The organism is Sphingomonas sp. 10B4 (genome assembly GCF_035019905.1).
GTDB classification, from domain to species: Bacteria; Pseudomonadota; Alphaproteobacteria; order Sphingomonadales; family Sphingomonadaceae; genus Sphingomonas; species Sphingomonas glacialis.
The window spans coordinates 25,370-50,810 of sequence record NZ_JASJVC010000016.1 but is presented as its reverse complement, the minus strand read 5'-3'; the positions used below and the strand labels follow the sequence as shown (position 1 = coordinate 50,810).

The following is a 25,441-nucleotide window of genomic DNA, read 5'->3' as shown; positions in this document are numbered from 1 at the left end:
CCCTTGTGGGAACACCGCTATTGCGAGTCACTCGCACTGTCAACCTTGTTGCGAATGAGTATCACTAGTGATTGCTTGGAGGTCGGAAAGGGTCCAGCTTCGCAGCGCGCTTGCCAGGTTGGGCGGATCCTCGGCAACGATCCGCAGCGCGTCGATCTGCGCGATGAGCGCGTTAAGCGGCAGCGCGCGCCGCCCCGCCGCGGCTTCGAGGACGTGCCAGAAGATCGGTTCGAGGCTGATCGACGTGGCATGGCCCGCGATCGTCACCGAGCGCTTGACGGGGCCGATGAAGCCGGCGGCGGGTGGGGTTACGGTCATCCGCCCTGCTTGTGCATGTAGAAGCTCGTCGAGCGATTCTCAGGGCCGTATACGCCGGTCGCATGGATCGTCCGCTTGTCGGGCATCATCTGCATCGAAAACACGTCGTCGATGGTGCCGCGGACCGACAGATCGGTCTCGACAATCAGGTCGGGCCGCGGTCTGGTGATTTGCGCGCGGACGCCCGAGTTATCGCCGTCGAACTTGACCGGCGGGCCACCGATGATGGCGTCGAAACCGCTTCCGGTGTCGGTCCGCGAACTGAAACGCTTGCCGTCTAGCTTGAGGATCGTGTCGTTCTTTGAATCGGACGTAACGCTGACGCGCACCCATGTGCCAGACAGCAGATGCGCATCCTTTACCGGTGCCCCGACACGGCGCTGCACCGTTTCACCCGTAACGGCCTGGCCGGTCGGGTTGGTGTAGCTCGCGACGTGCCAAGTCAGCGTGTTGCCATCGGGCGAGACGACATAGGCTACCGTATACGCCAGCTTGCCGCGAATCTTGTCGATCTCCTTGACGACATGGTCGCTCTCGATCGTGATCGACTGCTCGTCCACATAGCCATCGCTGGGGATGGGATGGGGTTGGCCGTCGGCTTTCACAGGGGCGTTGTCGTCGCGCTCGAACACCCCTGTCCCCACCCGAAAGACGCTCGGTTTGACATCGCCGGTGATCGACGCGGTGTCGATCCGCCATCGCCCGGTGAAGGCCGCGTCGAGGCTGGTGTCGGGTGCCCCAGCGCCGACCGAAAGGATGGCAAGCGTGATGACGCCCGCGGCTCGGGCGAGCTTGTGGTTGCGATAGCGCTGCCCGGCACGGGTCATCCAAAACTCCCTATGACCGAACGCCTGAGATCCGAGCGGGATCGCGATCGACGTCTGGTAGCCCGGGTGTCCGTGCCAAATCGGGCGGGATCAAGGCGTATCGAACAGTGCCGCCAACTGCTCGATGATCGTCCCGCCCAACTGCTCCGCATCCATGATCGTCACCGCGCGCGCATAATAGCGCGTCACGTCGTGCCCGATCCCGATCGCGGCCAGCTCGACCGGCGACTTCGATTCGATCCAGCCAATCACCTGCCGCAGATGCCGCTCCAGATACGACCCCGAATTGACCGACAGCGTCGAATCGTCGACCGGCGCGCCGTCCGAGATGACCATCAGGATCTTGCGCTCCTCGGGCCGCGCGATCAGCCGCGAATGCGCCCAGAGCAGCGCCTCGCCGTCGATATTCTCCTTGAGCAGCCCCTCGCGCATCATCAGCCCGAGCGATGGCCGCGCGCGGCGCCACGGTTCGTCGGCCTTTTTGTAGACGATGTGGCGCACGTCGTTGAGCCGCCCCGGCTGCGGCGGGCGCCCCGCGGCGAGCCAGGTCTCGCGGCTCTGCCCGCCCTTCCAGGCGCGCGTGGTGAAGCCGAGGATCTCGGTCTTGACGCCGCAGCGCTCGAGCGTGCGCGCGAGGATGTCGGCGCTGATCGCGGCGATCGAGATCGGCCGGCCGCGCATCGACCCCGAATTGTCGATCAGCAGCGTGACGACGGTGTCGCGGAAATCGGTCTCGCGCTCGATCTTGTAGCTGAGCGACAGTGTCGGGTTGACGATGATCCGCGCGAGCCGCGCCGCGTCGAGGATGCCCTCCTCCTGGTCGAAATCCCAGCTGCGGTTCTGCTGCGCCATGAGGCGGCGCTGCAGCCGGTTGGCGAGCTTGGTCACCGCGCCCTGGAGATGGACGAGCTGCTGGTCGAGATACGAGCGCAGCCGCGCGAGCTCGTCGGCGTCGCACAGGTCGGTCGCCGCGATCACCTCGTCGTAAGACGTGGTCCACGCCTTGTATTCGAACTGCGAAGACGGGTCGGACAGCGGGCGGTTGGGGCGGACGGGGAGCATCCCCTCCTCGCCTTCGTCGCCGGGCTCGCCATCCATGTCGTCGAACGAATCGTCGCCTTGCTCGGTGCCTTCGCCCTCCTCGCTATCAGCTTCGCTCTCCGAGCCGCGCGCCTCGATCTCGCCTTGGCCCTGCTCGCCTTCGTCCTCGCCCTCGTCGCCCTGATCGTCCTGCTGATCCTCGCTGCCCTCTTCCTCCGATCCGCCTTCATCGGCCTCGTCGGGGATCATGTCGCCTTCGATCAGCTCGAGATCCTCGAGCAGCTTGGTGGCGAGACCCGCAAAGGCGCGCTGATCGTCGATCGCAAGGCCAAGCGCATCGAGATCGCGGCCCGCTTTCTGCTCGATCCAGTCGCGCACCAGATCGAGCCCGGCGACCGTCCCCTCGGGCGGCGCCGCACCCGTCAGCCGCTCGCGCACCATCAGCGCGAGCGCGGTCGACAGCGGGACTTCGTCGCGGTTTCGTGCGCGCGTGATCGGATCGGCGCGCAGCCGCGTCTCGAGCGCGCGGTCGAGATTGGCGGTGATCCCGGCATAGCCGCGGCTCCCGAGCGCCTCGACGCGCGCGGTCTCGACCGAGTCGAACACCGCGCGCGCGACCGCGTCGCCGGGTGCACCCTTGGCGTGGAGCGCGGTGTCGTGATGCCGCAGCCGCAGCGCGAAGCCATCGGCGAACCCGCGCGCCTCGGCGACCTGCTCGGGCGGGAGCGTGCGCGCGGGCATCGGCACCTTGATATGCTTGCCGCTTTGCGCGGGCGCGTCGGCAGTGAAGGCGAGCTCGATCTCGGGCTCGTGCGCGACCGCGCGCGCAGTGCCGCCGAGCACCGCCTTGAAACGATCGAGCGGGGTATCAGTGGCCACGGTTCGACTCCGGCAATGCGGTACGCGCAGGGGCAGGAAGAGCAGAGCGATACATCATGCGCCCCTGCTATCAGATGAGCGCGGCGCGGAAAGCCGCAATCTTAGCGTCCGCGACGCAACAGCGAGGATTTCGCGCCCGCCGCCGCGCTCAAACCCGGACGATCCCGCGCTCGAGCAAGCTGTGCGCGGTATCGAGAATCGTCGTGCGCGCATCGCGCGTCTGCCACCCGAGCCGCGCGAGCGCGTGGCCGGCATCGAGCGCACGCGTGCGTCCGAGCTCGCCGGTGACCTGGCGGATCGTCGGATCGAACAGCGCGAGCAAGCGTACGACGAAATCGGGAATGCCGTGCTTCGGCACCTTGCGCGCTTGCGGGCCGAGGCAATCGCGCAGGATCGCGCCGACCTCGTTCATCCACAGGAACGGGCCCGCGCCGATGAAACGTTCGCCGTCGAGCCCCGGCGTCTCGAGCGCGAGCACATGCAGATCGGCGAGATCGCGCACGTCGACCACCGCGAAACCGAGCCGCGGCGTCCCCGGCACTGACCCGTCGAGCAGCCGCTGGACGAACTGGATCGAGCTCGAGAAATCGTCGCTGAGCAGTGGCCCCAGCACCGCCGACGGATTGACCGAGCAGAACTCCATCCCCGTGCCGTGCGCCGCGATCCAGTCGCGCGCGGCGCGCTCGGCGATCGTCTTCGACTTGATATAGGCGCCGACGCCGGGCGCGGTCGGATCGGTCCAGTCGGCTTCGGTGTAGCGCCGCGCATCGCCGCTGTGCCCGTAGGCAATCGCCGCGACCGACGAGGTGAGCACGAAGCGCGAAACCCCCGCCGCCTGCGCGAAGTGCAGCGCGCGCAGCGCACCGTCGCGCGCCGGGACGATCAGGTCGTCGTCGTTCCTCGGCGCGCCCGCCGGAAAGGGCGAGGCGACATGCGCGACATGGCTGCACCCGGCGACCGCCTCGGCCCAGCCGGCGTCGCTCAGCAGATCGGCGGCGAAAAACGTCAGCGCATCGGGCGCCACGCCAAGCGTCGCGCGAACCTCGGCCTCGCGCGCGAGCGATCGCACCGTGGTGTTGACGTGCCACCCGCGCGCGACGAGCTGGCGGATCAGGAAGGCTGCAATATAACCGCTGCCACCGGTAACCAGGACCGTCTTCGTCATCGCGCGCTCCACCTCTGCCTAGCGATCAGTTGTAGATCGAAACGTGTTGCACGCAAAGCGACTTGACCTTGCCAAGCCGCCCGCTCCCGTCGCACATGGCGCGCGCAGGAGAGCGCGCAATGGCCGATCAGGACCTCTACCCCGTCCCCCCCGAATGGGCCGCGCATGCGCGCGTCGATGGCGCGGGCTACGATCAGATGTACGGGCGCTCGCTCGCCGATCCCGGCAGCTTCTGGCTCGACCAGGCCAAGCGGCTCGACTGGATCAAGCGCCCCGAGATCGCGGGCGACTGGTCGTTCGACAAGAGCGACTTCCACATCCGCTGGTTCGCCGACGGCAAGCTCAACGTGTCGGCGAATTGCCTCGACCGGCATCTCGCCAAGCGCGGCGGCGAGACCGCGTTGATCTGGGAACCCGACGAACCCAGCGAAGACCCGCGCCGCTTCACCTATGCCGAGCTGCACGCCGAAGTCTGCCGCTTTGCCAACGTGCTGAAAGCGCAGGGCGTGGTGAAGGGCAACCGCGTCACGATCTACATGCCGATGATCCCCGAGGCGGCGTTCGCGGTGCTCGCCTGCGCGCGGATCGGCGCGATCCATTCGGTGGTGTTCGGCGGCTTCTCGCCCGAGGCGCTGGCGGGGCGGATCGAGGATTGCGGATCGACGATCGTCATCACCGCCGACGAGGGCCGCCGCGGCGGCAAGCGCGTGCCGCTGAAGGCCAATGTCGATGCCGCCGCAGCGAACGCGCCGAGCCTCAGCACCGTCATCGTCGTCAAGGCGACCGACGGCGCGGTGACGATGCAGGAGGAGCGCGACGTCTGGTATCATGAGGCGGCCGAAGGCGTCGCCGCCACCTGCCCGCCCGAGCCGATGGGTGCCGAGGATCCGCTCTTCATCCTCTACACCTCGGGCAGCACGGGGCAGCCCAAGGGCGTGCTCCATACCAGCGGCGGCTATCTGCTGTGGGCGAGCCTGACGCACGAACTCGCCTTCGACTATCGTCCCGGCGATGTGTGGTGGTGCGCCGCCGATATCGGCTGGGTGACGGGGCACACCTACATCCTCTACGGCCCGCTCGCCAATGGCGCGACGACGCTGATGTTCGAGGGGCTGCCAACCTGGCCCGATGCCAGCCGGATGTGGCAGATCGTCGATCGCCACAAGGTCACCACGCTCTACACCGCGCCGACTGCGCTCCGCGCGCTGATGAAGGAAGGCGACCGCTTCGTCACCACGACCGATCGCAGCTCGCTGAAGCTGCTCGGCACCGTCGGCGAACCGATCAATCCCGAGGCGTGGCGCTGGTATCACGACGTCGTCGGCGAAGGGCGCTGCCCCATCATCGACACCTGGTGGCAGACCGAGACCGGCGGCGCGATGATCGCGCCGCTGCCCGGCGCCACCGCGCTGAAGCCCGGTTCGGCGACCAAGCCGCTGCCGGGGATCGACCCGCAGCTGCTCGATCCCGAGGGTGTCGTGCTGAACGGCGCGACCTCGGGCAATCTCGTCATCGCGCGGAGCTGGCCCGGCCAGATGCGCGGCGTGTGGGGCGATAGCGATCGCTTCTTCCAGACCTATTTCACTACCTATCCCGGCAAATACACCACCGGCGACGGGGCGCGCCGTGACGAAGACGGCTATTACTGGATCACCGGCCGGGTCGACGACGTGATCAACGTGTCGGGACACCGGATGGGGACAGCCGAGGTCGAGAGTGCGCTCGTTCTGCATCCGCATGTCGCCGAGGCGGCGGTCGTCGGGATGCCGCACGAGATCAAGGGCCAGGGCATCTACGCGTACGTGACGCTCAATTCGGGGCAGGATCCGTCCGACGACCTGCGCAAGGAGCTGGTCGGCTGGGTGCGCAAGGAAATCGGCCCGATCGCCGCGCCCGACAAGCTGCACTTCGCGCCGGGGCTGCCCAAGACGCGCTCGGGCAAGATCATGCGCCGCATCCTGCGCAAGATCGCCGAGGGCGATGTATCGAGCCTGGGGGATACGAGCACGCTCGCCGATCCGGCGGTGGTCGATGATCTGGTGGCGAACCGCGTGGTTTGAGCCGGGGGCGGATAGCCTCCCGGGCGTCCGCTCTGTTCGGGCGGGTATCGGCCCCGCCGCTCAATCGTCACCCCGGGCTTGTCCCGGGGTCCACCGTGCTGCGTGCACTACACGCGCCGGATCGCCATCCCGGTGGACCCCGGGACGAGCCCGGGGTGACGATGGATCAGAAAACCTAGAATGACGCGGCCGCAGTCCCTTCACCTGGAAGGAACTGCGGCCCGTTCATCATGCGCCGAATGTGCGCTGCCACCAGCCGCGACGCGGGCTGCCGGCTTCGCCCGGATCGGGATCGATCCCGCCGTCGGGACCGGCCGCGGCGTCATCAGCCGGTGCGGCGCCGTCGAGGCCATCGGCCAGCACGACCGCCGGTGCTTCGGCTTCGGGCGCTACCGCTTCGGGCGTCACGGTGTCGACCGCCGCTGCCTTGGGCTTGCGCGTGCGCTTGGGCTTAGGCGCGGGCTCCTGCGAGACCGGCACGTCCATCGTCGCGCTGGTTTCGTCCGCAGGCGCCGCTTCGGCAGCTACCGGCTCGACCGCCTTCTTGCGACGCGTGCGCTTCGGCTTGGCGTCAGCGTCGACCGGCGCTTCAGCCGCGACCTCGGCCGGAGCCTCGACCACGGGGGCAGCCGCAGGCCTGGCCTTGGCGGGCTTGGCCTTGACCTCGGCATCGCGTGCCTTGGGACGGCGGCGACCCTTTTTCGGGGCTTCGGCCTCGGCTTCGGCTTCGACCATCGGCGCTTCGGCAACGGGTGCCTCGGCTTCAACGGCATCGCTCGCTACCGCGTCCTCGGCGTCGGGCGCGCCGGTTTCGCTCGCGACCTGCTCGCCCTCTGCGCGACGTCCGCCGCGACGACCGCGACGTCCGCGACGACGACGCCCACCTTCGCCATTGGCGCCTTCGCCCGCGGCATCACCGTCGGCTGCGAATGCCGCTTCGGCACCCTCGTCCAGCTCGGCCGTCTCGAGCTCGGCTTCGGCCTCGACCGAATCCTCGGCGTCGGACAGTTCGCCCTCGCCAAGCGCCTCGCCCTCGGCAGCACCCTCACCCTCGGGACTCGCGCGACCGCGACGTCCGCGACGGCGACGGCGACGGCGCGAACCAGCCTCGTCCTCGCCAGCTGCCGCTTCGCTGCGCTCGCGCGGAGCCCGCGGCTCGCGTGGCTCGCGGGCGGCCTTGGGCTGCTCCTCTTCCTCTTCCTCGATCTCGTCTTCGATCTCTTCCTCGACGAAATCGTCCTCGACTTCCTCGATCGGCGCATCGAAGCGCGGCGTGTAGGCCGGCGGCGGTCCCGAGACCTCGACCGAGACGCGCGCGCCTTCCTGCTCGCCGTCGGGCGCGATCTCGATCATAACGCCGTAGCGCTCCTCGATCTCGGCCAGCTCGCCGCGCTTGCGGTTGAGCAGGTAGAACGCCGCTTCCTGGCTGGCGCGCAGCAACAGCTGCGACCCGCGACCCTGCGCGGCCTCATCCTCGAGCATGCGCAATGCAGCGATGCCCGACGACGACGCGGTTCGGACGAAGCCCGTCCCTTCGCAATGCGGGCACGGCCGGGTCGAGGCTTCGAGCACGCCGGTGCGCAGGCGCTGGCGGCTCATTTCCATGAGGCCGAACGACGAGATGCGGCCGATCTGGATGCGCGCACGATCGTTCTTGAGCGCTTCCTTCATCGCCTTCTCGACCTTCCGGACGTTGGACCCATTGTCCATGTCGATGAAGTCGATGACGACGAGCCCGGCCATGTCGCGCAAGCGCAGCTGGCGGGCGATTTCGGCGGCAGCCTCGAGGTTGGTCGCGGTCGCGGTCTGCTCGATCGAATGCTCGCGCGTCGAACGGCCCGAGTTGATGTCGATCGACACCAGCGCTTCGGTCGGGTTGATGACGAGATAGCCGCCCGACTTCAGCTGCACCACCGGGTGGTACATCGCCGAAAGCTGCTCCTCGACGCCGGCGCGCTGGAACAGCGGCACGGGGTCGCTGTAATGCTTCACCTTGCGCGCGTGGCTCGGCATCAGGAGCTTCATGAACTCCCGGGCGTGCTGATAGCCCTCGGTGCCCTCGACGATGACCTCGTCGATCTCCTTGTTGTAGATATCGCGGATCGCGCGCTTCATCAGGTCGCTGTCGCCATAGACGAGCGCAGGCGCCGACGAGGTGAGCGTCGTCTCGCGGATCCCGTCCCACAGCCGGGCGAGATAATCAAAGTCGCGCTTGATCTCCTGGCGCGTGCGCTGGAGGCCTGCGGTGCGCACGATGCAGCCCATCGACGGGGGCAGCTTCATGTCGGCCATGATCGACTTCAAACGCTTGCGATCGCCCGCGTTCGAAATCTTGCGGCTGATCCCGCCGCCATGCGACGTGTTGGGCATCAGCACGCAATAGCGGCCGGCGAGCGACAGATAGGTCGTCAGCGCGGCGCCCTTGTTGCCGCGCTCTTCCTTCACGACCTGGACGAGCAGCACTTGGCGGCGCCGGATGACGTCCTGGATCTTGTAGCGATGGCGCAGCGAGGTGCGGCGCTGCTGCAGATCGTCGGCGGCATCGTCCGATGCCGAACGCTTGCGGCGACGGCCACGGCCTTCGCCACCGCGCGCTTCGCCCTCGGCGACGACTTCGGTGTCGGGCTCGTGCCCGCCCCCAAGCTCATCGGCGTCGTCGAAACGCTCGACCGACGTTTCGTCTACGTCCGAATCGCGCTCGAAGCCGTCGTCTTCATGCTCGTCGTCGTGGAGATCGTCTTCGGCGTCCTGCTGGGCGCGCAGTGCAACTTCTTCAGCGGCATGCTCGGCCTCTTCGCGCAGGAGCGCGTCGCGATCTTCCTTGGGGATCTGGTAATAATCGGGGTGGATTTCGCTGAAGGCGAGGAACCCGTGGCGGTTGCCGCCGTAATCGATGAAGGCTGCCTGCAGCGACGGCTCGACGCGCGTCACCTTGGCAAGATAGATATTCCCTTTGAGCTGCTTGCGCTCGGCACTCTCGAAATCAAACTCTTCGATTCGGTTTCCCTTGACGACAGCAACGCGGGTTTCCTCCCGGTGCCGTGCGTCGATCAGCATACGCGTGGTCATGTAATATTCTCCGGTCGCGCGACACAGGGTCCAAGGGCGCTGAGCGCCGTGGCGCTGGTCGCGCGCGATCAATGAAAGGGCTGGTCCCGGCAAAAAGGTCGCCTGGTTCGCCGCCCTGGGTTGTTACGAAAACTGCCTCTGCTCGCGCTGCACGCTCCGCCTTCCGGCCTGGAGCACCCCGCGCGCTCGCGATTCCGCCGGCGAAAGCCGGGCGGAGCGAGGGACGGGATAAATGCAGCATGCGAACGTCAACCTGGATGGGCCGCGCCAAAGGATTGTGGGGCGGCCAAGTGGCCCTGAACGCTACCTGAACCAGGCAGAGGACGGGGTACTGTCTATTGCGTAGCATCCCCTGTCGTGCGCAGCAACTGGCAGCTTTTTGCCGGGCACCGGCAAATCTATGCCTACCCCGGCATTAACCGCACCCGGCAAGGCGGTCTTGCGACCTCGCCCTCTACCCAAGCTGCATGACCGCATCCCCCGCTCCCGCCGATTGTCGTGCCTGCACCGGGCAGCCAAAGCCTTTTCGCTTTACCGCCCCTGCGATCCGGCTGCATTACAAGGCGGTGTCGTTCCTCCTCGCATTGCTGGCCTGCTGGTTTGCCGGTGCTCCCGGCTGGGCGGCGTCGATCGAACGCGTCGAGGTGAAGCACGACCGGATCGTGCTGCGCTTCGACCAGCCGATCGCCGATGCGTCGAGCTTCATCCTTGCGCAGCCGCAGCGCATCGCGCTCGACCTCAAGGGCGCGCGGCCGGGCGGTGCGCTGACGAGTGGCGGCGCGATCTCGGCGGTACGACTCTCGCCACGCGGTCCCGACGGCGTGCGCATCGTGTTCGATCTCGCGCGGCCGACGCTGATCACCGAAGGCCAGTTCGGCCGCGACGGGCGCGAGCTGACGCTCGAATTGCGTACCGTCGACGACACGACCTTTGCCCGCGCCGCAAGCGAGCGCCGGATGCACTTCCTGCCGCCCTTCACGATGGGGCTAGCGCAGGCGGTCGATACGAGCGGCTACCAGGTCACCGTGCCGATCCCGCCCGCGCGGCGCAGCGCAGGCCTGCCGCGGATCTATGGCGACGACGACAGCCGCCCGCTGGTGGTGATCGATGCCGGGCATGGCGGCGTCGATCCGGGCGCAATCTCGCCGCTCGACGGGCGGCGCGAGAAGGACGTGACGCTCAAGATCGCCAAGGCGATCCGCGATGAATTGCTCCGCTCGGGCCGCGTGCGGGTGGCGCTGACGCGCGACGACGATCGCTTCCTCGTGCTGCAGGAACGCTTCGGCATCGCGCGACGGCTGCGCGGGGATCTGTTCATTTCGATCCATTGCGACAGCGTCGGCTCGGGCAATGCGAGCGGAGCGTCGGTCTACACGCTGTCCGAAGTCGCCTCCGACAAGGAATCGGCCAAGCTCGCGGCGCGCGAGAACAAGGCCGACATCATCTCGGGCGTGAACCTGGCTTCGACGTCGGCCGACATCTCGTCGATCCTGATCGACCTGACGCAGCGCGAGACGATGAACGCCTCGGCGAGCTTCGCGCGGCTGCTCGGCCGCGAGGCGCAGCCGCTGATCCCGGTCAAGGCCAACTTCCACCGCATGGCCTCGCTGATGGTGCTGAAGGCGCCCGACATGCCCTCGATCCTGTTCGAGACGGGCTATATCTCGAACCCGCACGACGCCGACTTCATCGACAGCGCCGAGGGCCGCCACAAGATCGCGCAAAGCATCGAACGCGCGGTCCAGGTCCATTTCGCGCGGCGGATGGCGTCCAGAGACTAACCCCCTCTCCCAACGGGAGAGGGAGGGGCCCGCTCGACGCAGTCAAGTCGGAGGGTGAGGGCAGCGCCCGTCACCATCGCCCGCAATGTCCCGTCGCTTCGCTCCTCCTTCCCCAAGTGGAGAGGGACAAGGCTGGCAAGCCTCGCGAATCTTGCTAGAGCCTCACCCCGATATGGCCGAACCCGAAAACAGCGTGAATTTCCGTATCCGTCGCGAGATCGACGGGTTCGCCGGCGTGGTCCAGCGTGTCTGGGGGCGCTGGTGGGTCAAGACGCTCGCCGCGCTCGGCGTGCTCGGTGTGCTCGCCGCGACAGTGTTCTATTTCGCGTTTGCCGCAGGCCTGCCCTCGGTCGACAAGTTGCGCACCTATGAGCCGCCGTTGCCGACCAATGTCCGCGACGTCGATGGCATGCCGATCCACGCGTATGCGCGCGAGCGCCGCGTCGAGCTGAGCTACGACGAATATCCGACGCTGCTGGTGCGCGCCTTCCTCGCCGCCGAGGACAAGAACTTCTTCGAGCATCACGGCGTCGACTATCTCGGCATTGCGAGTGCGGCGGTCAACAATCTGACCAGCGGCAAGCGCCCCGCCGGCGCCTCGACGATCACGCAGCAAGTCGCCAAGAACCTGCTGATCGGCAACGAGACGAGCTATGCGCGCAAGATCAAGGAGGCGATCCTCGCCTACCGGATCGAGGATACGCTGACCAAGCCGCAGATCCTCGAGCTCTACCTCAACCAGATCGCGCTCGGCCGGAACGCGTTCGGCGTCGAGGCGGCGAGCTATGCCTATTTCGGCAAGGATCTGACGCAGCTCGATCTTGCGCAGATGGCGTATCTCGCGATCCTGCCCAAGGGCCCGTCGAACTACGATCCCGTTCGCCACGCCGACCGCGCGCTCGGCCGCCGCGCATATGTGCTGCGCGAGATGCTCAAGAACGGCTTCATCACCCAGGCGCAGCACGACCAGGCGCGCGCCGAGCCGCTCGGCACCGTGCCGCGCCAGACCCCCAAGACCGAGACCGCGGGATCGGGCTATTTCGTCGAGGAAGTGCGCCGCCAGCTGATCGACAAGTTCGGCGAAGACGAGCGCGCCGGGCCGTACAGCGTCTATTCGGGCGGGCTCTGGGTGCGGACCTCGCTCGACGAGAAGATGCAGGATTACGCGCAGACCGCGTTGCGCCAGGGGCTGCTGCGCTTCGACCAGGGGCGCGGCTGGTCCGGGCCGATCGGGCATGCCGAAATCACCGACGACAGGTGGCAGGGCGCGTTGCTCAACACCAATATCGGGCTCGACTATGATGACTGGCGCGCCGCGATCGTGATCGCGCGCGATGCCAGCGCGGCGCAGCTTGGCTTCTCCGACGGCAGCACCGGGACGCTCCCCCGCTTCGCCGCGCAAATGCCGGTGCGGGGCGGCGGCGGAACCGCGTTCGCCAAGATGGTACCCGGCGACATCATCGCGGTCGCGCCCAGCGGGAGCGAATTCGCCTTGCGCTCGGTGCCCAAGATTTCCGGCGCGTTCGTCGTCGAGCAGCCGCAGACCGGCCGCGTGCTCGCGATGCAGGGCGGGTTCGACTTCCGCGTCCAGGCGTTCAACCGCGCGACGCAGGCGATGCGTCAGCCGGGGTCGACGATCAAACCGATCGTCTATGCCGCAGCACTCGAGGGTGGGATGACGCCCGCCTCGATCATCGTCGACGGTCCGTTCTGCGTTTATCAGGGCGCGCGGCTCGGGCAAAAATGCTTCAAGAATTTCGGCGGCGTCGGCGGATCGGGCGCGCATACGATGCGCTGGGGCGTCGAGCAGTCGCGCAATTTGATGACGGTGCGCGCCGCCGCCACCACCGGCATGCCGCACGTCGTGTCGCTGATGGATCGGATCGGCGTCGGCAAATACCCGCCCTACCTCTCCTTCGCGCTGGGTGCTGGGGAGACGACGGTGTCGCGGATGGTCAACGCCTATGCGATCCTCGCCAACCAGGGGCGGTCGCATCCCTCGTCGCTGATCGATTTCGTCCAGGATCGCCACGGCAAGGTGGTCTGGCCCGAAAATTGGCATGCGTGCGACCGCTGCAACGCGCCCGACTGGAACGGCCGGCCGATGCCGCGACCGGTCGCGGGCGGCAAGCAGATCGTCGATGCGATGAGCGCGTACCAGATGATCCACATCGCCGAGGGCGTGATCCAGCGCGGCACCGCAACCGTATTGCGCGATCTCGACCGGCCGATCTTCGGCAAGACCGGCACCAATACCGGGCCGACCGACGTGTGGTTCATCGGCGGCACGCCGCAGATGATCGGCGGGCTGTATATCGGCTATGACACGCCGCATTCGCTCGGCGGCGGCGCGCAGGGCGGGACGCTCGCCGCGCCGATCTTCAAGGCGTTCGCGGTGAAAGCCTATGAGGGGATGGACAAGCTCCCGTTCCGCGCGCCCGCCGGGATCCGCATGGTCCGCATCGACCGGCAGAGCGGCAAGCCGGTGTTCGGCGCCTGGCCGAGCGACGACCCCAAGGCATCGGTGATCTGGGAAGCGTTCAAGCCCGAGAGCGAGCCGCGTCGCGTGATCCATCGCGGTACGATCGTGCCCGATCCCGCTGCCGCAGCCACCGCTGCCGCTGCGGCCTCCGCGGCGCGCGCACGCGCGGCGACGCAGGCGCAGAGCGAGGCACGCAAGGATAGCGACTTCTTGCAAAAGCAGGGTGGCATCTACTAGCGATATATATCCGTCGCCCCGGCGCCAATCTCAAAGGGGGGCCGGGGCCGCCCGGTTGTCGCGGGACAATTGGCGTCTCGCATCCTATATAGCGGCCCCGGCCTTCGCCGGGGCGACGAATTCAAGTCTGGAGTAACCCCATGCGCGCTGAAGCGCAGGCTCATATCGATTCGATCAAGGACGCGCTCGCGCTGCTCCGCCGCTTCCTCGACTGGGACCGCGCGCTGCGCCGGCTCGACGAGCTCAACGCGCGCGTCGAGGACCAGGCCTTGTGGAACGACCCCAAGGCGGCACAGGTCGTGATGCGCGAGCGTCGCCGGCTCGAGGAGGCGATCACCGCCACGCGCGCAATCGAGAGCGAGCTCAACGACACCGCCGAGCTGATCGAGATGGCCGAGGCCGAAGGCGATACCGAGATGGAGGCCGAGGGCGTATCCGCGCTCGCCGATCTCGCCGCGCGCGCCGACAAGGACAAGGTCAAGGCGCTGCTCGCGGGCGAGGCCGATGGCAACGACACCTATATCGAGGTCAATGCCGGCGCCGGCGGGACCGAGAGCCAGGATTGGGCGGGCATGCTCAGCCGGATGTATTCGCGCTGGGGCGAGCGTCACGGCCTTAAGGTCGAGCTGATCGACCAGCATTCGGGCGAACAGGCCGGGATCAAGTCGGCGACGCTGCTGCTCAAGGGCGAGAATGCCTATGGCTATGCCAAGACCGAGAGCGGCGTCCACCGCCTCGTCCGCATCAGCCCGTACGACAGCGCCGCGCGCCGCCACACCTCGTTTGCGAGCGTGTGGGTCTATCCGGTCGTCGACGACAATATCGAGGTCGAATATAACGAGAGCGACCTGCGCATCGACACCTATCGTGCGTCGGGTGCCGGCGGGCAGCACATCAACACGACCGATTCGGCGGTGCGCATCACGCACATCCCGACCGGCATCGTCGTGCAGTGCCAGAACCAGCGCAGCCAGCACAAGAACAAGGCCGAAGCGTACAACCAGCTCCGCGCGCGACTCTACGAACGCGAGCTGGCGATCCGCGAAGCCGCGGCCAATGCCGAGAATGCCGGCAAGACCGACATTGGCTGGGGCCACCAGATCCGCTCCTACGTGCTTCAGCCGTATCAGATGGTGAAGGATCTGCGCACTGGCGTGACCTCGTCGAGCCCGTCGGACGTGCTCGACGGCGATCTCGAAGCGTTCATGGCGGCGGCGCTATCGCAGCGCGTGACCGGTGAGACGGTCGAGGTCGAGGACGTCGAATAATGCGCGCTTCCCTCGTCTCTTCGTCCCCGGCGAGACGGGGGAAGGCCGCTCTGGTCGGCGTGGCGCTGCTTGCGCTCGCCGCGTGCGACGGCGGTTCGGCGACGGTGCCCGATCGCAGCCCGAAGGTCGGCCCCTTCCCCGCCGCCGATCGACCGGTCGCCGCGATCGTCTCGGCGCGCTGGTCGACCGAGGAGAATCGCGACCGGCTCAATGAAGCGGGCGAAGTGATGGCCAAGGCCGGGATCAAGCCCGGCATGACCGTCGCCGATATCGGCGCGGGCGAAGGCTATTACACGATCCGCCTCGCCAACCGCGTCGGCGAGGAAGGCCGTGTGCTCGCCGAGGACATCGTCGCTGACGTCCGCGATGCGCTCGCGCTGCGGGTGGCGCGCGAGCATCTCGAAACGGTCAGCGTCCGGCTCGGCGCGCCGAACGATCCGCGGCTGCCGGCCGCCAGCTTCGATCGGATCCTGATGGTCCATATGTATCACGAGATCGAGCAGCCCTACGAATTCCTGTGGCGGATGCGCCCGTCGCTCAAGCCCGGTGGCCTCGCGATCGTCGTCGACGCCGATCGCCCGACGCAGAATCACGGCACCCCGCCCGCCTTGCTCAAATGCGAGTTCGCCGCGGTCGGCTATAGCGAAGTCGCGACCTATGACATGCCGTCGGCGGGCGGCTATCTCGCCGCCTTCCGCGCGACGGGCCCGCGCCCAGAGCCGAGCGCGATCAAGGCGTGCCGGCTCCACGCCCGCTCATAGCAGCCCGCGCGCGCGAAAACTGCGATAGCCGTGCGCTGCGATCACGAGATGGTCGAACAGCGCCACGTCGATGAACTGCAACGCCTGCGCGATCCGGCGCGTGAGCCTGTAATCGGCGGCGCTCGGCGTCGGATCGCCGCTCGGATGGTTGTGCGCCATCACCACCAGCGCGCAGTCGGACGCGAGCGCATCGGCGACGATCGTGCGAAACGGGATCGTCACCGCATCGACCTGGCGCGGCGGAAGGTGTCGCATCGCGAGAAGCCGCCATTCCGGATCGAAATAGCCAAACGCCGCGACCTCCTGCGCGGCGGTCGCGATCGGCAGGAAGCGCGCGAGGACGGCGTCGGGCAGATCGAGCGCCGCGCAAGCGCCGCGATTCGCGCGCTCCTCGAAAAGCCCCGTCCCCATGCCGCGCTCTGCGCAGCGGCGCAGCACGGCGCCACACAAAGCGTCTCCGAAACGGCAACGGTTGGCGTCGCGGCACGGGCGCGCTAGACCCCCGGCCATGCAAGCCTATCTCGACCTGATGCGCCGCGTGCTCGATCACGGCACCCCCCAGATGGACCGCACCGGCACGGGGACGCTCTCCGTCTTCGGCCACCAGATGCGTTTTGATCTGGCCGCTGGCTTCCCGCTGCTCACCACCAAGAAGCTGCATCTGCGCTCGATCGTGATCGAGTTGCTGTGGTTCCTGCGCGGCGACACCAATGTCGACTGGCTGCGCGAGCGGAAAGTCAGCATCTGGGACGAATGGGCCGACGAGAAGGGCGATCTCGGCCCGGTGTACGGCAAGCAATGGCGCGACTGGGAGACGGCGGACGGCCGCCACATCGACCAGATCGCCGAGCTGATCGAGCAGATCAAGACCAACCCCGCCTCGCGCCGCCAGATCGTCAGCGCGTGGAACCCGGGCGATCTCCACGCGATGGCGCTCGCGCCGTGTCATTGCCTGTTCCAGACGCATGTCGCGAACGGCAAGCTCTCGCTCCAGCTCTACCAGCGCAGCGCCGACATCTTTCTCGGCGTGCCCTTCAACATCGCGAGCTATGCGCTGCTGACGATGCTGCTCGCGCAGCAATGCGGGCTCGAGCCCGGCGAGTTCATCTGGACCGGGGGCGATTGCCACCTGTATTCGAACCATCTCGACCAGGCGCGCGAACAGCTGTCGCGCACGCCGGGGCCGCCGCCGCGGCTCGAGATCCTACGCAAGGCGGACGCGATCGACGGCTATGCCTATGAGGATTTCGCGCTCCACGATTACGTCGCGCAGCCCCATATCAAGGCGCCCGTCGCGGTTTGACACGGAACCGCGCGGCGCGATGCGCGCTTAGCTCCTGCAATTCACGCAGGGGCCGATCATGGACATCACGCAACTCATCCTCGACGAACACGGCCAGCAGCGCGCGCTGTTCGCGCAGATCGAACAGATCGATCCCACGGACACGACCGCACTGTCGGCGCTGTGGAACCGCCTCCACGCATTGCTCGATTCGCATGCCGAGGCCGAGGAGCGCTTCTTCTATCCGCGCCTGATGCAAATCGGCGAAGGCGGCAACGATGCCGATTCGGCCGCCGAGGAGACCGAGGACGCGATCGAGGATCATAACGACATCCGCGACACCGCCGCCGCGGTCGACAAGGAGAAGGTCGGCAGCACGGCGTGGTTCGAGGCGCTCGGCGAATGCAACAAGGCCAACAGCGACCATATGGCGGAGGAAGAACGCCAGGGCCTGACGGACTTCCGCCTCAATGCGACGCTGCAGGAGCGCCACGATCTCGGCGTCAAATTCGCGACCTTCGAGGCCGAGCATCTGACCGGGGTCAAAGCGGTCGACAAGGATCCCAAGACGTGGGTCAAGGATCACGCTCCAGACTGACCCCTCGCCAATCGCGGCGCGTGCGGGCATGACGGTGGCATGATCACGCTGTACCTCGCGCGCGCCGACAATGGCGTCATTGGTGTTGACGGCAAACTGCCGTGGCACCTGCCCGCAGACCTCAAGCGCTTCAAGGCGCTGACGATGGGCAAGCCGATGCTGATGGGGCGCAAGACCTTCGAGAGCTTCCCGTCGCCCCTGCCCGGCCGCCGCCATATCGTGCTGACGCGCGACCCGCTTTGGGCTGCGGCTGGCGCAGAGGTTGCGCATTCGGTCGACGAAGCGCTCGCGCTGGCGGGCGATGGCGATATTGCAGTGATCGGAGGTGCCGAGATTTTCGCGCTGCTGCTGCCCCGCGCCGAGGCCATCGAGCTGACCGAGGTGCATGTGAGCCCGCCCGGCGATGCCGTCGTGCCGCCCTTAGACGGCTGGCACGAGCGGGCTCGCGAGCAGCATCCGGCCGACGGCGCGCGTCCAGCCTATACCTTCGTGACGCTCAGCAGGCGGTGACCGCCAGCGGCTTGTCGCCGCGCCGACGATCCCGCATACCCCGCGCTGACCGAACGCGGCAGACCCTGCCCGAGAAAGCCGGCACGACGGGGAGAGCGAGATGCGCAAGGTGCTGGCTGGGGTAGCGGTGCTCATCGTGCTGGGCCTGATCGCCTTCTTCGCGCTCGCCCCCGGGATCGTCGAGCGATCGATGAACAAGGTCGAACCCGTCGCGCTCGCCATCAGCCCGCGCGCCCGCGCGCTGCACGCCACGCTGCAGATCGCCGACATGCACGCCGATACGCTGCTGTGGCAGCGCAGCCTGCTCGCCCGCGCCGACCGTGGACAGATCGACCTGCCGCGTTTGCTCGCGGGCAATTACGCGCTGCAGATCTTCTCGTCGGTGACCAAGACGCCGAGACACCAGAATTACGATTCGAACCGCGCCGACAGCGACAATATCACCGCACTCGCGATCGCCGATCTCCAGCCGCCGCGAACCTGGAGCTCGCTGCTCGAGCGCTCGCTGTGGCACGCGCAGAAGCTCGATCGCTATGCCGCCGCCTCGAACGGCCAGCTGCGCGTGATCCGCACCCGCGCCGAGCTCGATCGCCTCCTCGCCGACCGTGCGCGCGGGCAGAAGGTCGTCGGCGGCCTGCTGTCGATCGAGGGGTTGCAGGATCTCGAAGGCAAGCTCGCCAATCTCGAGACGCTCCACGCCGCCGGGTTCCGCATGGCGGGCCTTGCGCATTTCTTCGACACCGAAGTCTCGGGTTCGATGCACGGCGAGGCGAAGCGCGGGCTTACCCCGCTCGGACGGCGGGTGGTGCGGCGGATGGAAGCGATCGGCATGATCGTAGACGTCGCACATTCGAGCCACGCCACGATCGCCGAGGTGATCGGTATGGCGCGCCGCCCGATCGTCGCGAGCCATGGCGGGGTCCAGGCGACGTGCAAGGTCAACCGCAACCTGACCGACGACGAGATCCGCGGCATCGCGCGCACTGGCGGGGTGATCGGCATCGGCTACTGGGACGCCGCGATCTGCTCGACCAAACCCGCCGCGGCCGCCGCCGCGATCGCGCATGTCCGCGACGTGGCCGGGATCGACCATGTCGGGCTCGGCTCCGACTTCGACGGCGCGGTGACGACGGGGTTCGATGCGAGCCAGCTTGCCGCCGTCACGCAAGCGCTGATCGACCGCGGTTTCAGCGACGCCGATGTGGCCAAGGTGATGGGCGGCAACGTGCTGCGCGTGCTCCGCGCCGGGATCGCGCCCGCCCCCTAGCGCGCGCGCGAAGCCGACCGTATAGCCGACGCCATGAAGCGGCTCGACGGCGGCTCGACGGTTCCGGCGGCGATGCGCGCTGGCATCGTCGCGCTCGGGAATTTCGATGGATTTCACCTGGGGCATCAGGCTGTGGTCGGGCTTGCCGTCGCGCGCGCGCGCGCCGAGGGGCGGCCCGCACTGGTCGCGACGTTCGATCCGCATCCCGTACGGCATTTCCAGCCCGACAACGCCCCCTTCCGCCTGACCACGCTCGACCAGCGCGAGCGGCTGTTCGCTGCGGCGGGTGCCGATGCGATGGTCGTCTTCCAGTTCGACGCAGCGCTCGCCGCGTTGACCGCGCGCGAATTCGTCACCGATCGGCTGATCCACAAGCTCGGGGTCGGCGGCGTGGTGACGGGCGCCGATTTCACCTTCGGCAAGGCCAAGAGCGGCAATGTCGCGGTGCTCGCCACGCTTGGCATCGAGCACGGCTTTGCGGTCGAGACGGTCGGCGCAGTGACCCTCGACGGTGTTGCCGTCTCATCGAGCCGGATCCGCGACTTGCTCAAGGCGGGGGACCCGCGCGGCGCGGCCAAGCTGCTGACGCGCCCCTTCACGGTGGCGGGAACGGTGCAGCATGGTGACAAGCTCGGTCGGACGATCGGCTATCCCACCGCCAATCTCGACATGGGGAAATATCTCCGGCCGGCGTACGGCATTTATGCAGTGCGCGGGCGGCTCGCCGATGGGCGTGTGCTCGACGGTGCGGCGAACCTCGGGATCCGGCCGAGCTTCGATCCGCCCAAGGAATTGCTCGAGCCGTATTTCTTCGATTTTTCCGAAGACCTGTATGGCCAGCAGATCGAAGTCGAGCTGATCGAGTATCTGCGCCCCGAAGCGAAATTCGACACGCTCGAGGCGCTGACGACGCAGATGGATTCCGATTGCGCGCGCGCGCGCGACATTCTGGCGGCCGAGCCCCGCTAAGCCGCCGTCTCTGCGTCGCGGATCTTCGACAAAAAGGGGCCGGCAGTGCTGCCGCCCCCTGTCGCCGGGCCTCGATCCGCTTGGCGGGTTGCTGGCAACCCTACCCGCGCCATCCGGTTTCGGCGGCTCGCGCCCCCTGCGCCGCCAAGCGACGCCAGGTCTTGCGTTCGGTCGCCAGGCGCGGGTCGGCTCGTGCGAACCGTGGCGCCCGACATCCCGGTGGCCAGCACGACGCTCAAGCTGAATCGCACGCCACGCTTGCGATATCTTTTCTCGCGGCCGTAAACCCCAGGGGAGGCGCCTGCCCTTCCGCCCGATGCCTTCGTCGCGACACCGGCCTGGTTTCCCGCGAGCACCTAGGCTGACGTCGCGACATAAGCGCCTGATGCCGCTCCTGTTTCCGGCCGCGCCGTCGCTCGCCGACAGTCGAGATGCCCTCACGACTTGCGAGTTGCACCAAGGCCGCAAATGCTATCGCCGCGCTGTGAATAGTGCGGAAAGCGTGAACATATCCGCCTCGTCATTCTCGGCTTTATCGCGGCGCTTCGACTTTCTGAACGCGAGGTTGTTTCAGGTTCATGCAACCTGACTAAAACGCCCATCGTTACCGCTTTGGACTTCATCCAGAGCAAAATGCATTCCACGGGAGTTTTACCAATGCGCACCTTGATCCTCGCACTCAGCGCGGCAGCCGTCACTATCCCCGCAACGATGGTCGCCCCCGCGACGCACGCCGAAGCGCGGGACCACCGCCATCACTATCAGCCGCGCGTCTATGAGGGCCGCGACGGTCGTCGCTATTGCCGCCACTCGGACGGCACGACCGGCCTGCTGGTCGGCGGCGTCGGCGGCGCGCTGCTCGGCAATTCGATCGCGGGGCGCGGCGACAAGACGCTCGGCACCGTGCTCGGTGGCGTGGCCGGCGCCTTCGGTGGCCGCGCGCTCGATCGCGCCAGCACCGCGGACCGCCGCTGCAACTAACCAGCCCCATACGGCGTATACCACAGGCGCGGATCGGCAACGGTCCGCGCCTTATCTTTTGGAGAATACCCCATGACGACTCGCAGCGGATCGGCCAGCTATGATGGCCTTGGCAAGGATGGTAAAGGCCATGTCTCGACGCAATCGGGCGTGCTGTTCGACACGCAGTACGGCTTCAACAGCCGCTTCGAAGAGGGCGCGGGCACCAACCCCGAGGAACTGATCGCCGCCGCGCATGCGAGCTGCTTCACGATGGCGCTGAGCTTCGCGCTCGCCGGTGCCGGGTTCACCGACGGCAAGCTCGAGACGACCGCGAAGGTCACGATCGACAAGGACGGCGACGGCTTCACCATCACCAAATCGGCGCTCGATCTCAAGGCGAGCGTCGCGGGTATCTCGCCCGAGCAATTCGAGACGATCGCGCTCGATGCAAAGCAGAATTGCCCGGTTTCGAAAGTGCTCAACGCCGAAGTGACGCTGACCCACAGTCTCAACGCCTGATCTCTTGCGGGGGCGTGAACGGGCCGTAGTTTCCCGTTCACGCAACCTCCAGGCATGCCGACGGTTCTACCTGCAATCCAGCACGGATTGTCTCAAGGAGCATTCGACATGCGCAAGTTTCTTCTCGCCGCCGTAATGGCCGCGACCTCGCTTTCGGCGATCCCCGCGACCGCGCAAGACTATCGCGGCGACCGCCAGGACCAGCGCCGCGATGACCGAGCCGACCGTCGCGACGATCGCCGTGACGAGCGGGCCGACCGCCGCGATGACCGCCGCGAGTATCGCCAGGACGCACGTCAGGATTGGCGTCAGGACCGCCGCCAGGATGCGCGCCAGCGCAATTGGCAGCAGTATCGCAGCTACGACTATAATCGCTACGAGCCGGGCCAGCGGACCTATCTGGCCGACCGTTACTATCGCGACGGCAGCTATTATCAGCCGCGCCGGCTCGGTCGCAACGACCGCATCTATCGCGGTGGCGACAACCGCTATTACTGCCGCCGCAGCGACGGCACGACCGGCCTGATCATCGGCGGTCTCGCCGGCGGCCTGCTCGGCAACTCGCTCGCGAGCGGTGGATCGCGCACGCTGGGTACGTTGATCGGTGGCGGCGCAGGCGCGCTGCTCGGCCAGTCGGTCGATCGCGGCCAGGTGCAGTGCCGCTAAGCGCGACACCTACTTAAACACAGGGCCCGGCGCGAAAGCGTCGGGCCTTTTGCTGTCAGATCACGCCGCCGCCAAGGACGAGACGGATCACCGCGACGATCAGCACGAACAGGTTGAAATTGCGGCCCGAGCGATAGCCCGACAGCATCCCGAGCGCCGCGCCGACAATGGCGATCGGGATCGCCAGATAATTGGCGAGGCCGAAGAACGGCACCAGGCCGACCAGCGCCACCGGCAAGGCGACGAGTCCGGCCAAGATCGAAATCAGATTGACGATGAGTCCCATATCCGGACCATGAACCAAGATAAGCTGCCTGCGCAAGCGCGCCGCAAACGGGTATGCTATGCCCAATCAATTATTAACTGCAGCCGGTCCAAAGGGTGCAGTGGGTGTGGAGCGTCACGTCGATGAGTCGTAAGCGGGTCTTTTTGAGCGTTCTGGTGCTACCGCTGGCGTTGATGGCGTGCGGCAAGCGCGATGGCGAGCGCGATCTCGACACGCTCGACAACGAATTGGTCGATGCCGGCACCGGCGCGCCCAATAGCAGCGACCCGGCGATGACGTCGGCGCTGCACGATCAGATCATGGTCGACCCGTCGCTCGCGCAGCAATCGAACGCGAACACCGTCCGGCCCCCGGCGCAACCCTATTCGGGCGGCGTGCCGCCCGTCACGATCGCCCAGACCGCCGGTGGCGCGGCTGGCACCCAAGGCAGCGCGGTCAGCCAGCGCGCCAAGCAAGCCCCCGCGCCGGCGTCGAAGGACTGCCCGAACTGCCAGGCGGCGCGCAATTCGCTCACGCTCGGCGCATTGGCCGCGAATCAAACCGATAAGCGCACCAGCGCATGCGCCGGGTCGATGCGCTATTCGGCGGCCTGGGCCGACCGTGTGCCCGGCGACGTGCCGCTCTATCCCGGCGCACGCGTCGTCGAGGCGGCTGGCGCCGATACCGCAGCGTGCCATCTGCGCGCGGTCAGCTTTGCGACGAACGCCTCGCTCAAGACGGTGATCGACTGGTACTATACCCGCGTCACCAATGCCGGTTTCAGTGCCGATCATCAGTCCGACGGCGCCGAGCACACGCTTGGTGGGACGCGGCAGCGCGATGGCGGGGCGTATGTGCTCTTCCTCACCAGCCGCCGCGATGGCGGGACCGATGTCGATATGGTGGCCAATAACGGACGCTAGCGGCCCGCGCTGCTGACGCCGAAGGCCAGGCAAACCGCCACCGTTGCACGCGAGGTTCTCATTGCGTGCGATTCGCGCTAACGCACGCACCATGTATCATCTCATCCTCGTCATGGCGGGCGGCGCGCTCGGTTCCGCTGCGCGTTTCCTCGTCGGCCGCGCCACGCTCGCGCGCTTCGGCCCCGATTATCCCTTTGGCACGCTGACCGTGAATTTGGTCGGCGGCTTCGCGATGGGGCTGCTCGTCGGCATCCTCGCCCGCCACAGTGCGGGCGAGAACTGGCGCCTGCTGCTCGGCGTCGGCGTGCTCGGCGGCTTCACCACCTTCTCGTCCTTCTCGCTCGACGTCGTATCGCTGATCGAACGCGGCGATCTCGCGACCGCGCTCGGCTATACACTGCTCTCGGTCGTCGGCGCGATCGTTGCGCTGTTCCTCGGCCTCTCGCTCACGCGGGTGGCGGCATGAGCATCGACACGCCCAAGCCGAGCAAGGCGACATCGGACGTCCGCCAGTTCAACGTCGGCGCCGACGATGATGGCATCCGGCTCGATCGCTGGTTCAAGCGGCATCTGCCCGACACGAGCTTCACGACCGTCGCCAAATGGGCGCGCACCGGCCAGCTGCGCGTCGACGGCGCGCGCGCCAAGCCCGGCGATCACATCGTCGCCGGCCAGTCGATCCGCGTTCCCCCGGCCGAGCCGGTTCGCGTCGACGCCCCCGTCAAGCGCGAGCGCCCGCCGCTGAGCGACGACGAGATGACCTTCGCGCGCGAAATGGTCATCCACCGCGACGCGCAGGTGATCGTGCTCAACAAGCCGCCCGGCCTCGCCACGCAGGGCGGGACCAAGACGATCGAGCATGTCGACGGCCTGCTCGACGCGCTGCAGGACGATCTCGAGGGTCGTCCCAAGCTCGTCCACCGGCTCGACAAGGATACGTCGGGCGCGCTCGTCATCGCACGCACCGCGCGTGCCGCTGGGTTCCTGTCGAAGTCCTTCTCGTCGCGCACCGCGCGGAAGACCTATTGGGCGCTCGTCGTCGGCGTCCCCTCGATCGAGGACGGCACGATCGAGCTGCCGATCGGCAAGCAGCCCGGCTCGGGCGGCGAGAAGATGCACGTCGACGAGAAGGAAGGCAGCCCTGCCCGCACGCGCTACCGCGTGATCGAGATGGCGGGCACGACCACCGCGTGGGTCGAGCTGATTCCCTATACCGGGCGCACGCACCAGCTCCGCGTCCATCTCGCGGCGATCGGCCACCCGATCGTCGGCGACGGCAAATATGGCGGTCAGGCCGCGTTCCTGACCGGCAACATCAGCCGCAAGATGCATCTGCATTCGCGGCGGATCCGGATCGATCACCCCGATGGCGGGCAGATCGACGTGCAGGCCGAGCTGCCGACGCATTTCGCCGAGAGCCTCAAGCAATTGGGCTTCGACGAGATGCTCGGCAACACGATGCCGCTCGAGGAGCCGCCACCCCCGAGCCGCGCGGTCAAGAAGCAGCAGGCGCGCCAGCACAACAAGACGATGCGCAAGGACCGCAAGGGCGAACGCCGCCGGCGCGGCGCAGCGACCTGAGCGTCGCGCG

At 67.4% G+C, this 25,441-nt stretch carries 23 protein-coding genes; 16 read left to right on the top strand and 7 right to left on the bottom strand.

From position 1 onward, the window contains the following. Positions 1-39 precede the first annotated feature (39 nt). The 4 genes from QN347_RS07190 to QN347_RS07175 form a co-directional block, all read right to left on the bottom strand. The gene (locus QN347_RS07190) at positions 40-318 is read right to left on the bottom strand and encodes a ribbon-helix-helix domain-containing protein (protein ID WP_322162388.1); all 279 of its coding nucleotides are present in this window, start codon (positions 316-318) and stop codon (positions 40-42) included. Further along, the gene (locus tag QN347_RS07185) at positions 315-1,145 is read right to left on the bottom strand and encodes a hypothetical protein (protein ID WP_322162387.1); all 831 of its coding nucleotides are present in this window, start codon (positions 1,143-1,145) and stop codon (positions 315-317) included. The genes QN347_RS07190 and QN347_RS07185 overlap by 4 nt, the downstream gene beginning before the upstream one ends. Positions 1,146-1,235: 90 nt before the next feature. Further along, positions 1,236-3,065: a cobaltochelatase subunit CobT gene (cobT, locus tag QN347_RS07180; RefSeq protein ID WP_322162385.1), complete on the bottom strand. Its 1,830-nt coding sequence runs from the start codon at positions 3,063-3,065 to the stop codon at positions 1,236-1,238. A gap of 148 nt (positions 3,066-3,213) precedes the next feature. Next, a complete protein-coding gene (locus tag QN347_RS07175; protein WP_322162383.1) occupies positions 3,214-4,230 on the bottom strand; it encodes an aldehyde reductase in 1,017 nt (338 codons plus the stop codon). Positions 4,231-4,349: 119 nt separating this feature from the next. Here QN347_RS07175 and acs point away from each other — a divergent pair, with 119 nt between their 5' ends. After that, positions 4,350-6,290, top strand: a complete 1,941-nt coding sequence (gene acs, locus QN347_RS07170) for an acetate--CoA ligase (protein ID WP_322162381.1) — start codon at positions 4,350-4,352, stop codon at positions 6,288-6,290. 228 nt (positions 6,291-6,518) lie between these two features. On the opposite strand, the gene QN347_RS07165 is transcribed toward acs, so the two are convergent. Continuing rightward, on the bottom strand, positions 6,519-9,359 hold the full coding sequence (locus QN347_RS07165; protein ID WP_322162380.1) for a ribonuclease E/G: 2,841 nt from the start codon (positions 9,357-9,359) through the stop codon (positions 6,519-6,521). Between the two features lie 566 nt (positions 9,360-9,925). On the opposite strand from QN347_RS07165, the gene QN347_RS07160 reads away from it, so the two are divergent. The 4 genes from QN347_RS07160 to QN347_RS07145 all read left to right on the top strand — a co-directional run bounded on the left by QN347_RS07160 (position 9,926) and on the right by QN347_RS07145 (position 15,888). Beyond that, a complete protein-coding gene (locus QN347_RS07160; protein ID WP_322164175.1) occupies positions 9,926-11,140 on the top strand; it encodes an N-acetylmuramoyl-L-alanine amidase in 1,215 nt (404 codons plus the stop codon). Positions 11,141-11,312: 172 nt separating this feature from the next. Continuing rightward, positions 11,313-13,859: a penicillin-binding protein 1A gene (locus QN347_RS07155; protein ID WP_322162379.1), complete on the top strand. Its 2,547-nt coding sequence runs from the start codon at positions 11,313-11,315 to the stop codon at positions 13,857-13,859. Between the two features lie 140 nt (positions 13,860-13,999). Next, positions 14,000-15,127 (top strand): peptide chain release factor 2, encoded by a 1,128-nt coding sequence (gene prfB, locus QN347_RS07150; RefSeq protein WP_133186187.1) that lies wholly within the window; start codon positions 14,000-14,002, stop codon positions 15,125-15,127. Continuing rightward, positions 15,127-15,888: a methyltransferase domain-containing protein gene (locus QN347_RS07145; protein ID WP_322162377.1), complete on the top strand. Its 762-nt coding sequence runs from the start codon at positions 15,127-15,129 to the stop codon at positions 15,886-15,888. Before prfB ends, QN347_RS07145 begins: the two co-directional genes overlap by 1 nt. Here QN347_RS07145 and QN347_RS07140 read toward each other — a convergent pair. Beyond that, positions 15,883-16,299 (bottom strand): JAB domain-containing protein, encoded by a 417-nt coding sequence (locus QN347_RS07140; RefSeq protein WP_133186183.1) that lies wholly within the window; start codon positions 16,297-16,299, stop codon positions 15,883-15,885. The two genes, QN347_RS07145 and QN347_RS07140, sit on opposite strands and share 6 nt — an antisense overlap. Positions 16,300-16,396: 97 nt before the next feature. Here QN347_RS07140 and QN347_RS07135 point away from each other — a divergent pair, with 97 nt between their 5' ends. The 8 genes from QN347_RS07135 to QN347_RS07100 all read left to right on the top strand — a co-directional run bounded on the left by QN347_RS07135 (position 16,397) and on the right by QN347_RS07100 (position 22,662). Next, a complete protein-coding gene (locus QN347_RS07135) occupies positions 16,397-17,191 on the top strand; it encodes a thymidylate synthase (protein WP_322162375.1) in 795 nt (264 codons plus the stop codon). Positions 17,192-17,249: 58 nt separating this feature from the next. After that, positions 17,250-17,768, top strand: coding sequence for a hemerythrin domain-containing protein (locus QN347_RS07130; RefSeq protein WP_322162373.1), 519 nt, complete (start codon positions 17,250-17,252; stop codon positions 17,766-17,768). Between the two features lie 39 nt (positions 17,769-17,807). Then, positions 17,808-18,278 carry a dihydrofolate reductase gene (locus tag QN347_RS07125; protein ID WP_322162371.1) on the top strand — a complete coding sequence of 157 codons (471 nt, stop codon included), beginning with the start codon at positions 17,808-17,810 and terminating at the stop codon, positions 18,276-18,278. Positions 18,279-18,378: 100 nt separating this feature from the next. Next, positions 18,379-19,545 carry a dipeptidase gene (locus QN347_RS07120; RefSeq protein WP_322162369.1) on the top strand — a complete coding sequence of 389 codons (1,167 nt, stop codon included), beginning with the start codon at positions 18,379-18,381 and terminating at the stop codon, positions 19,543-19,545. 33 nt (positions 19,546-19,578) lie between these two features. Next, positions 19,579-20,514: a bifunctional riboflavin kinase/FAD synthetase gene (locus tag QN347_RS07115; RefSeq protein ID WP_322162367.1), complete on the top strand. Its 936-nt coding sequence runs from the start codon at positions 19,579-19,581 to the stop codon at positions 20,512-20,514. Positions 20,515-21,171: 657 nt separating this feature from the next. After that, positions 21,172-21,495 carry a glycine zipper 2TM domain-containing protein gene (locus QN347_RS07110; RefSeq protein WP_133186171.1) on the top strand — a complete coding sequence of 108 codons (324 nt, stop codon included), beginning with the start codon at positions 21,172-21,174 and terminating at the stop codon, positions 21,493-21,495. Between the two features lie 72 nt (positions 21,496-21,567). After that, complete coding sequence (locus QN347_RS07105) at positions 21,568-21,996, top strand: OsmC family protein (RefSeq protein WP_322162365.1); 429 nt, start codon at positions 21,568-21,570, stop codon at positions 21,994-21,996. A 108-nt stretch (positions 21,997-22,104) separates the two neighbouring features. Beyond that, on the top strand, positions 22,105-22,662 hold the full coding sequence (locus tag QN347_RS07100) for a glycine zipper 2TM domain-containing protein (RefSeq protein WP_322162364.1): 558 nt from the start codon (positions 22,105-22,107) through the stop codon (positions 22,660-22,662). A gap of 55 nt (positions 22,663-22,717) precedes the next feature. Here the strand turns inward: QN347_RS07100 and QN347_RS07095 are convergent, their stop codons facing one another. Beyond that, a complete protein-coding gene (locus QN347_RS07095) occupies positions 22,718-22,948 on the bottom strand; it encodes a hypothetical protein (RefSeq protein WP_133186165.1) in 231 nt (76 codons plus the stop codon). 122 nt (positions 22,949-23,070) lie between these two features. Between QN347_RS07095 and QN347_RS07090 the strand changes: the two genes are divergently transcribed. From QN347_RS07090 to QN347_RS07080, 3 genes are all read left to right on the top strand, one after another. Further along, complete coding sequence (locus QN347_RS07090) at positions 23,071-23,850, top strand: hypothetical protein (RefSeq protein ID WP_189675938.1); 780 nt, start codon at positions 23,071-23,073, stop codon at positions 23,848-23,850. 91 nt (positions 23,851-23,941) lie between these two features. Beyond that, positions 23,942-24,316, top strand: a complete 375-nt coding sequence (gene crcB / locus QN347_RS07085) for a fluoride efflux transporter CrcB (protein ID WP_133186161.1) — start codon at positions 23,942-23,944, stop codon at positions 24,314-24,316. Further along, positions 24,313-25,431, top strand: coding sequence for an RluA family pseudouridine synthase (locus tag QN347_RS07080; protein WP_189675939.1), 1,119 nt, complete (start codon positions 24,313-24,315; stop codon positions 25,429-25,431). Before crcB ends, QN347_RS07080 begins: the two co-directional genes overlap by 4 nt. The last annotated feature ends 10 nt before the right edge of the window (positions 25,432-25,441 follow it).

Bases quoted from the DNA above. Each gene is read 5' to 3' on its own strand.
- QN347_RS07125 (WP_322162371.1), top strand. From the start codon at position 17,808: ATGATCACGCTGTACCTCGCGCGCGCCGACAATGGCGTCATTGGTGTT.
- QN347_RS07135 (WP_322162375.1), top strand. From the start codon at position 16,397: ATGCAAGCCTATCTCGACCTGATGCGCCGCGTGCTCGATCACGGCACC.
- QN347_RS07110 (WP_133186171.1), top strand. From the start codon at position 21,172: ATGCGCACCTTGATCCTCGCACTCAGCGCGGCAGCCGTCACTATCCCC.
- QN347_RS07105 (WP_322162365.1), top strand. From the start codon at position 21,568: ATGACGACTCGCAGCGGATCGGCCAGCTATGATGGCCTTGGCAAGGAT.
- QN347_RS07155 (WP_322162379.1), top strand. From the start codon at position 11,313: ATGGCCGAACCCGAAAACAGCGTGAATTTCCGTATCCGTCGCGAGATC.
- prfB (WP_133186187.1), top strand. From the start codon at position 14,000: ATGCGCGCTGAAGCGCAGGCTCATATCGATTCGATCAAGGACGCGCTC.
- QN347_RS07130 (WP_322162373.1), top strand. From the start codon at position 17,250: ATGGACATCACGCAACTCATCCTCGACGAACACGGCCAGCAGCGCGCG.
- crcB (WP_133186161.1), top strand. From the start codon at position 23,942: ATGTATCATCTCATCCTCGTCATGGCGGGCGGCGCGCTCGGTTCCGCT.
- QN347_RS07090 (WP_189675938.1), top strand. From the start codon at position 23,071: ATGAGTCGTAAGCGGGTCTTTTTGAGCGTTCTGGTGCTACCGCTGGCG.
- QN347_RS07190 (WP_322162388.1), bottom strand. From the start codon at position 318: ATGACCGTAACCCCACCCGCCGCCGGCTTCATCGGCCCCGTCAAGCGC.
- QN347_RS07185 (WP_322162387.1), bottom strand. From the start codon at position 1,145: ATGACCCGTGCCGGGCAGCGCTATCGCAACCACAAGCTCGCCCGAGCC.
- QN347_RS07115 (WP_322162367.1), top strand. From the start codon at position 19,579: ATGAAGCGGCTCGACGGCGGCTCGACGGTTCCGGCGGCGATGCGCGCT.
- acs (WP_322162381.1), top strand. From the start codon at position 4,350: ATGGCCGATCAGGACCTCTACCCCGTCCCCCCCGAATGGGCCGCGCAT.
- QN347_RS07120 (WP_322162369.1), top strand. From the start codon at position 18,379: ATGCGCAAGGTGCTGGCTGGGGTAGCGGTGCTCATCGTGCTGGGCCTG.
- QN347_RS07140 (WP_133186183.1), bottom strand. From the start codon at position 16,299: ATGGGGACGGGGCTTTTCGAGGAGCGCGCGAATCGCGGCGCTTGCGCG.
- QN347_RS07100 (WP_322162364.1), top strand. From the start codon at position 22,105: ATGCGCAAGTTTCTTCTCGCCGCCGTAATGGCCGCGACCTCGCTTTCG.
- QN347_RS07165 (WP_322162380.1), bottom strand. From the start codon at position 9,359: ATGACCACGCGTATGCTGATCGACGCACGGCACCGGGAGGAAACCCGC.
- QN347_RS07095 (WP_133186165.1), bottom strand. From the start codon at position 22,948: ATGGGACTCATCGTCAATCTGATTTCGATCTTGGCCGGACTCGTCGCC.
- QN347_RS07145 (WP_322162377.1), top strand. From the start codon at position 15,127: ATGCGCGCTTCCCTCGTCTCTTCGTCCCCGGCGAGACGGGGGAAGGCC.
- QN347_RS07080 (WP_189675939.1), top strand. From the start codon at position 24,313: ATGAGCATCGACACGCCCAAGCCGAGCAAGGCGACATCGGACGTCCGC.
- QN347_RS07175 (WP_322162383.1), bottom strand. From the start codon at position 4,230: ATGACGAAGACGGTCCTGGTTACCGGTGGCAGCGGTTATATTGCAGCC.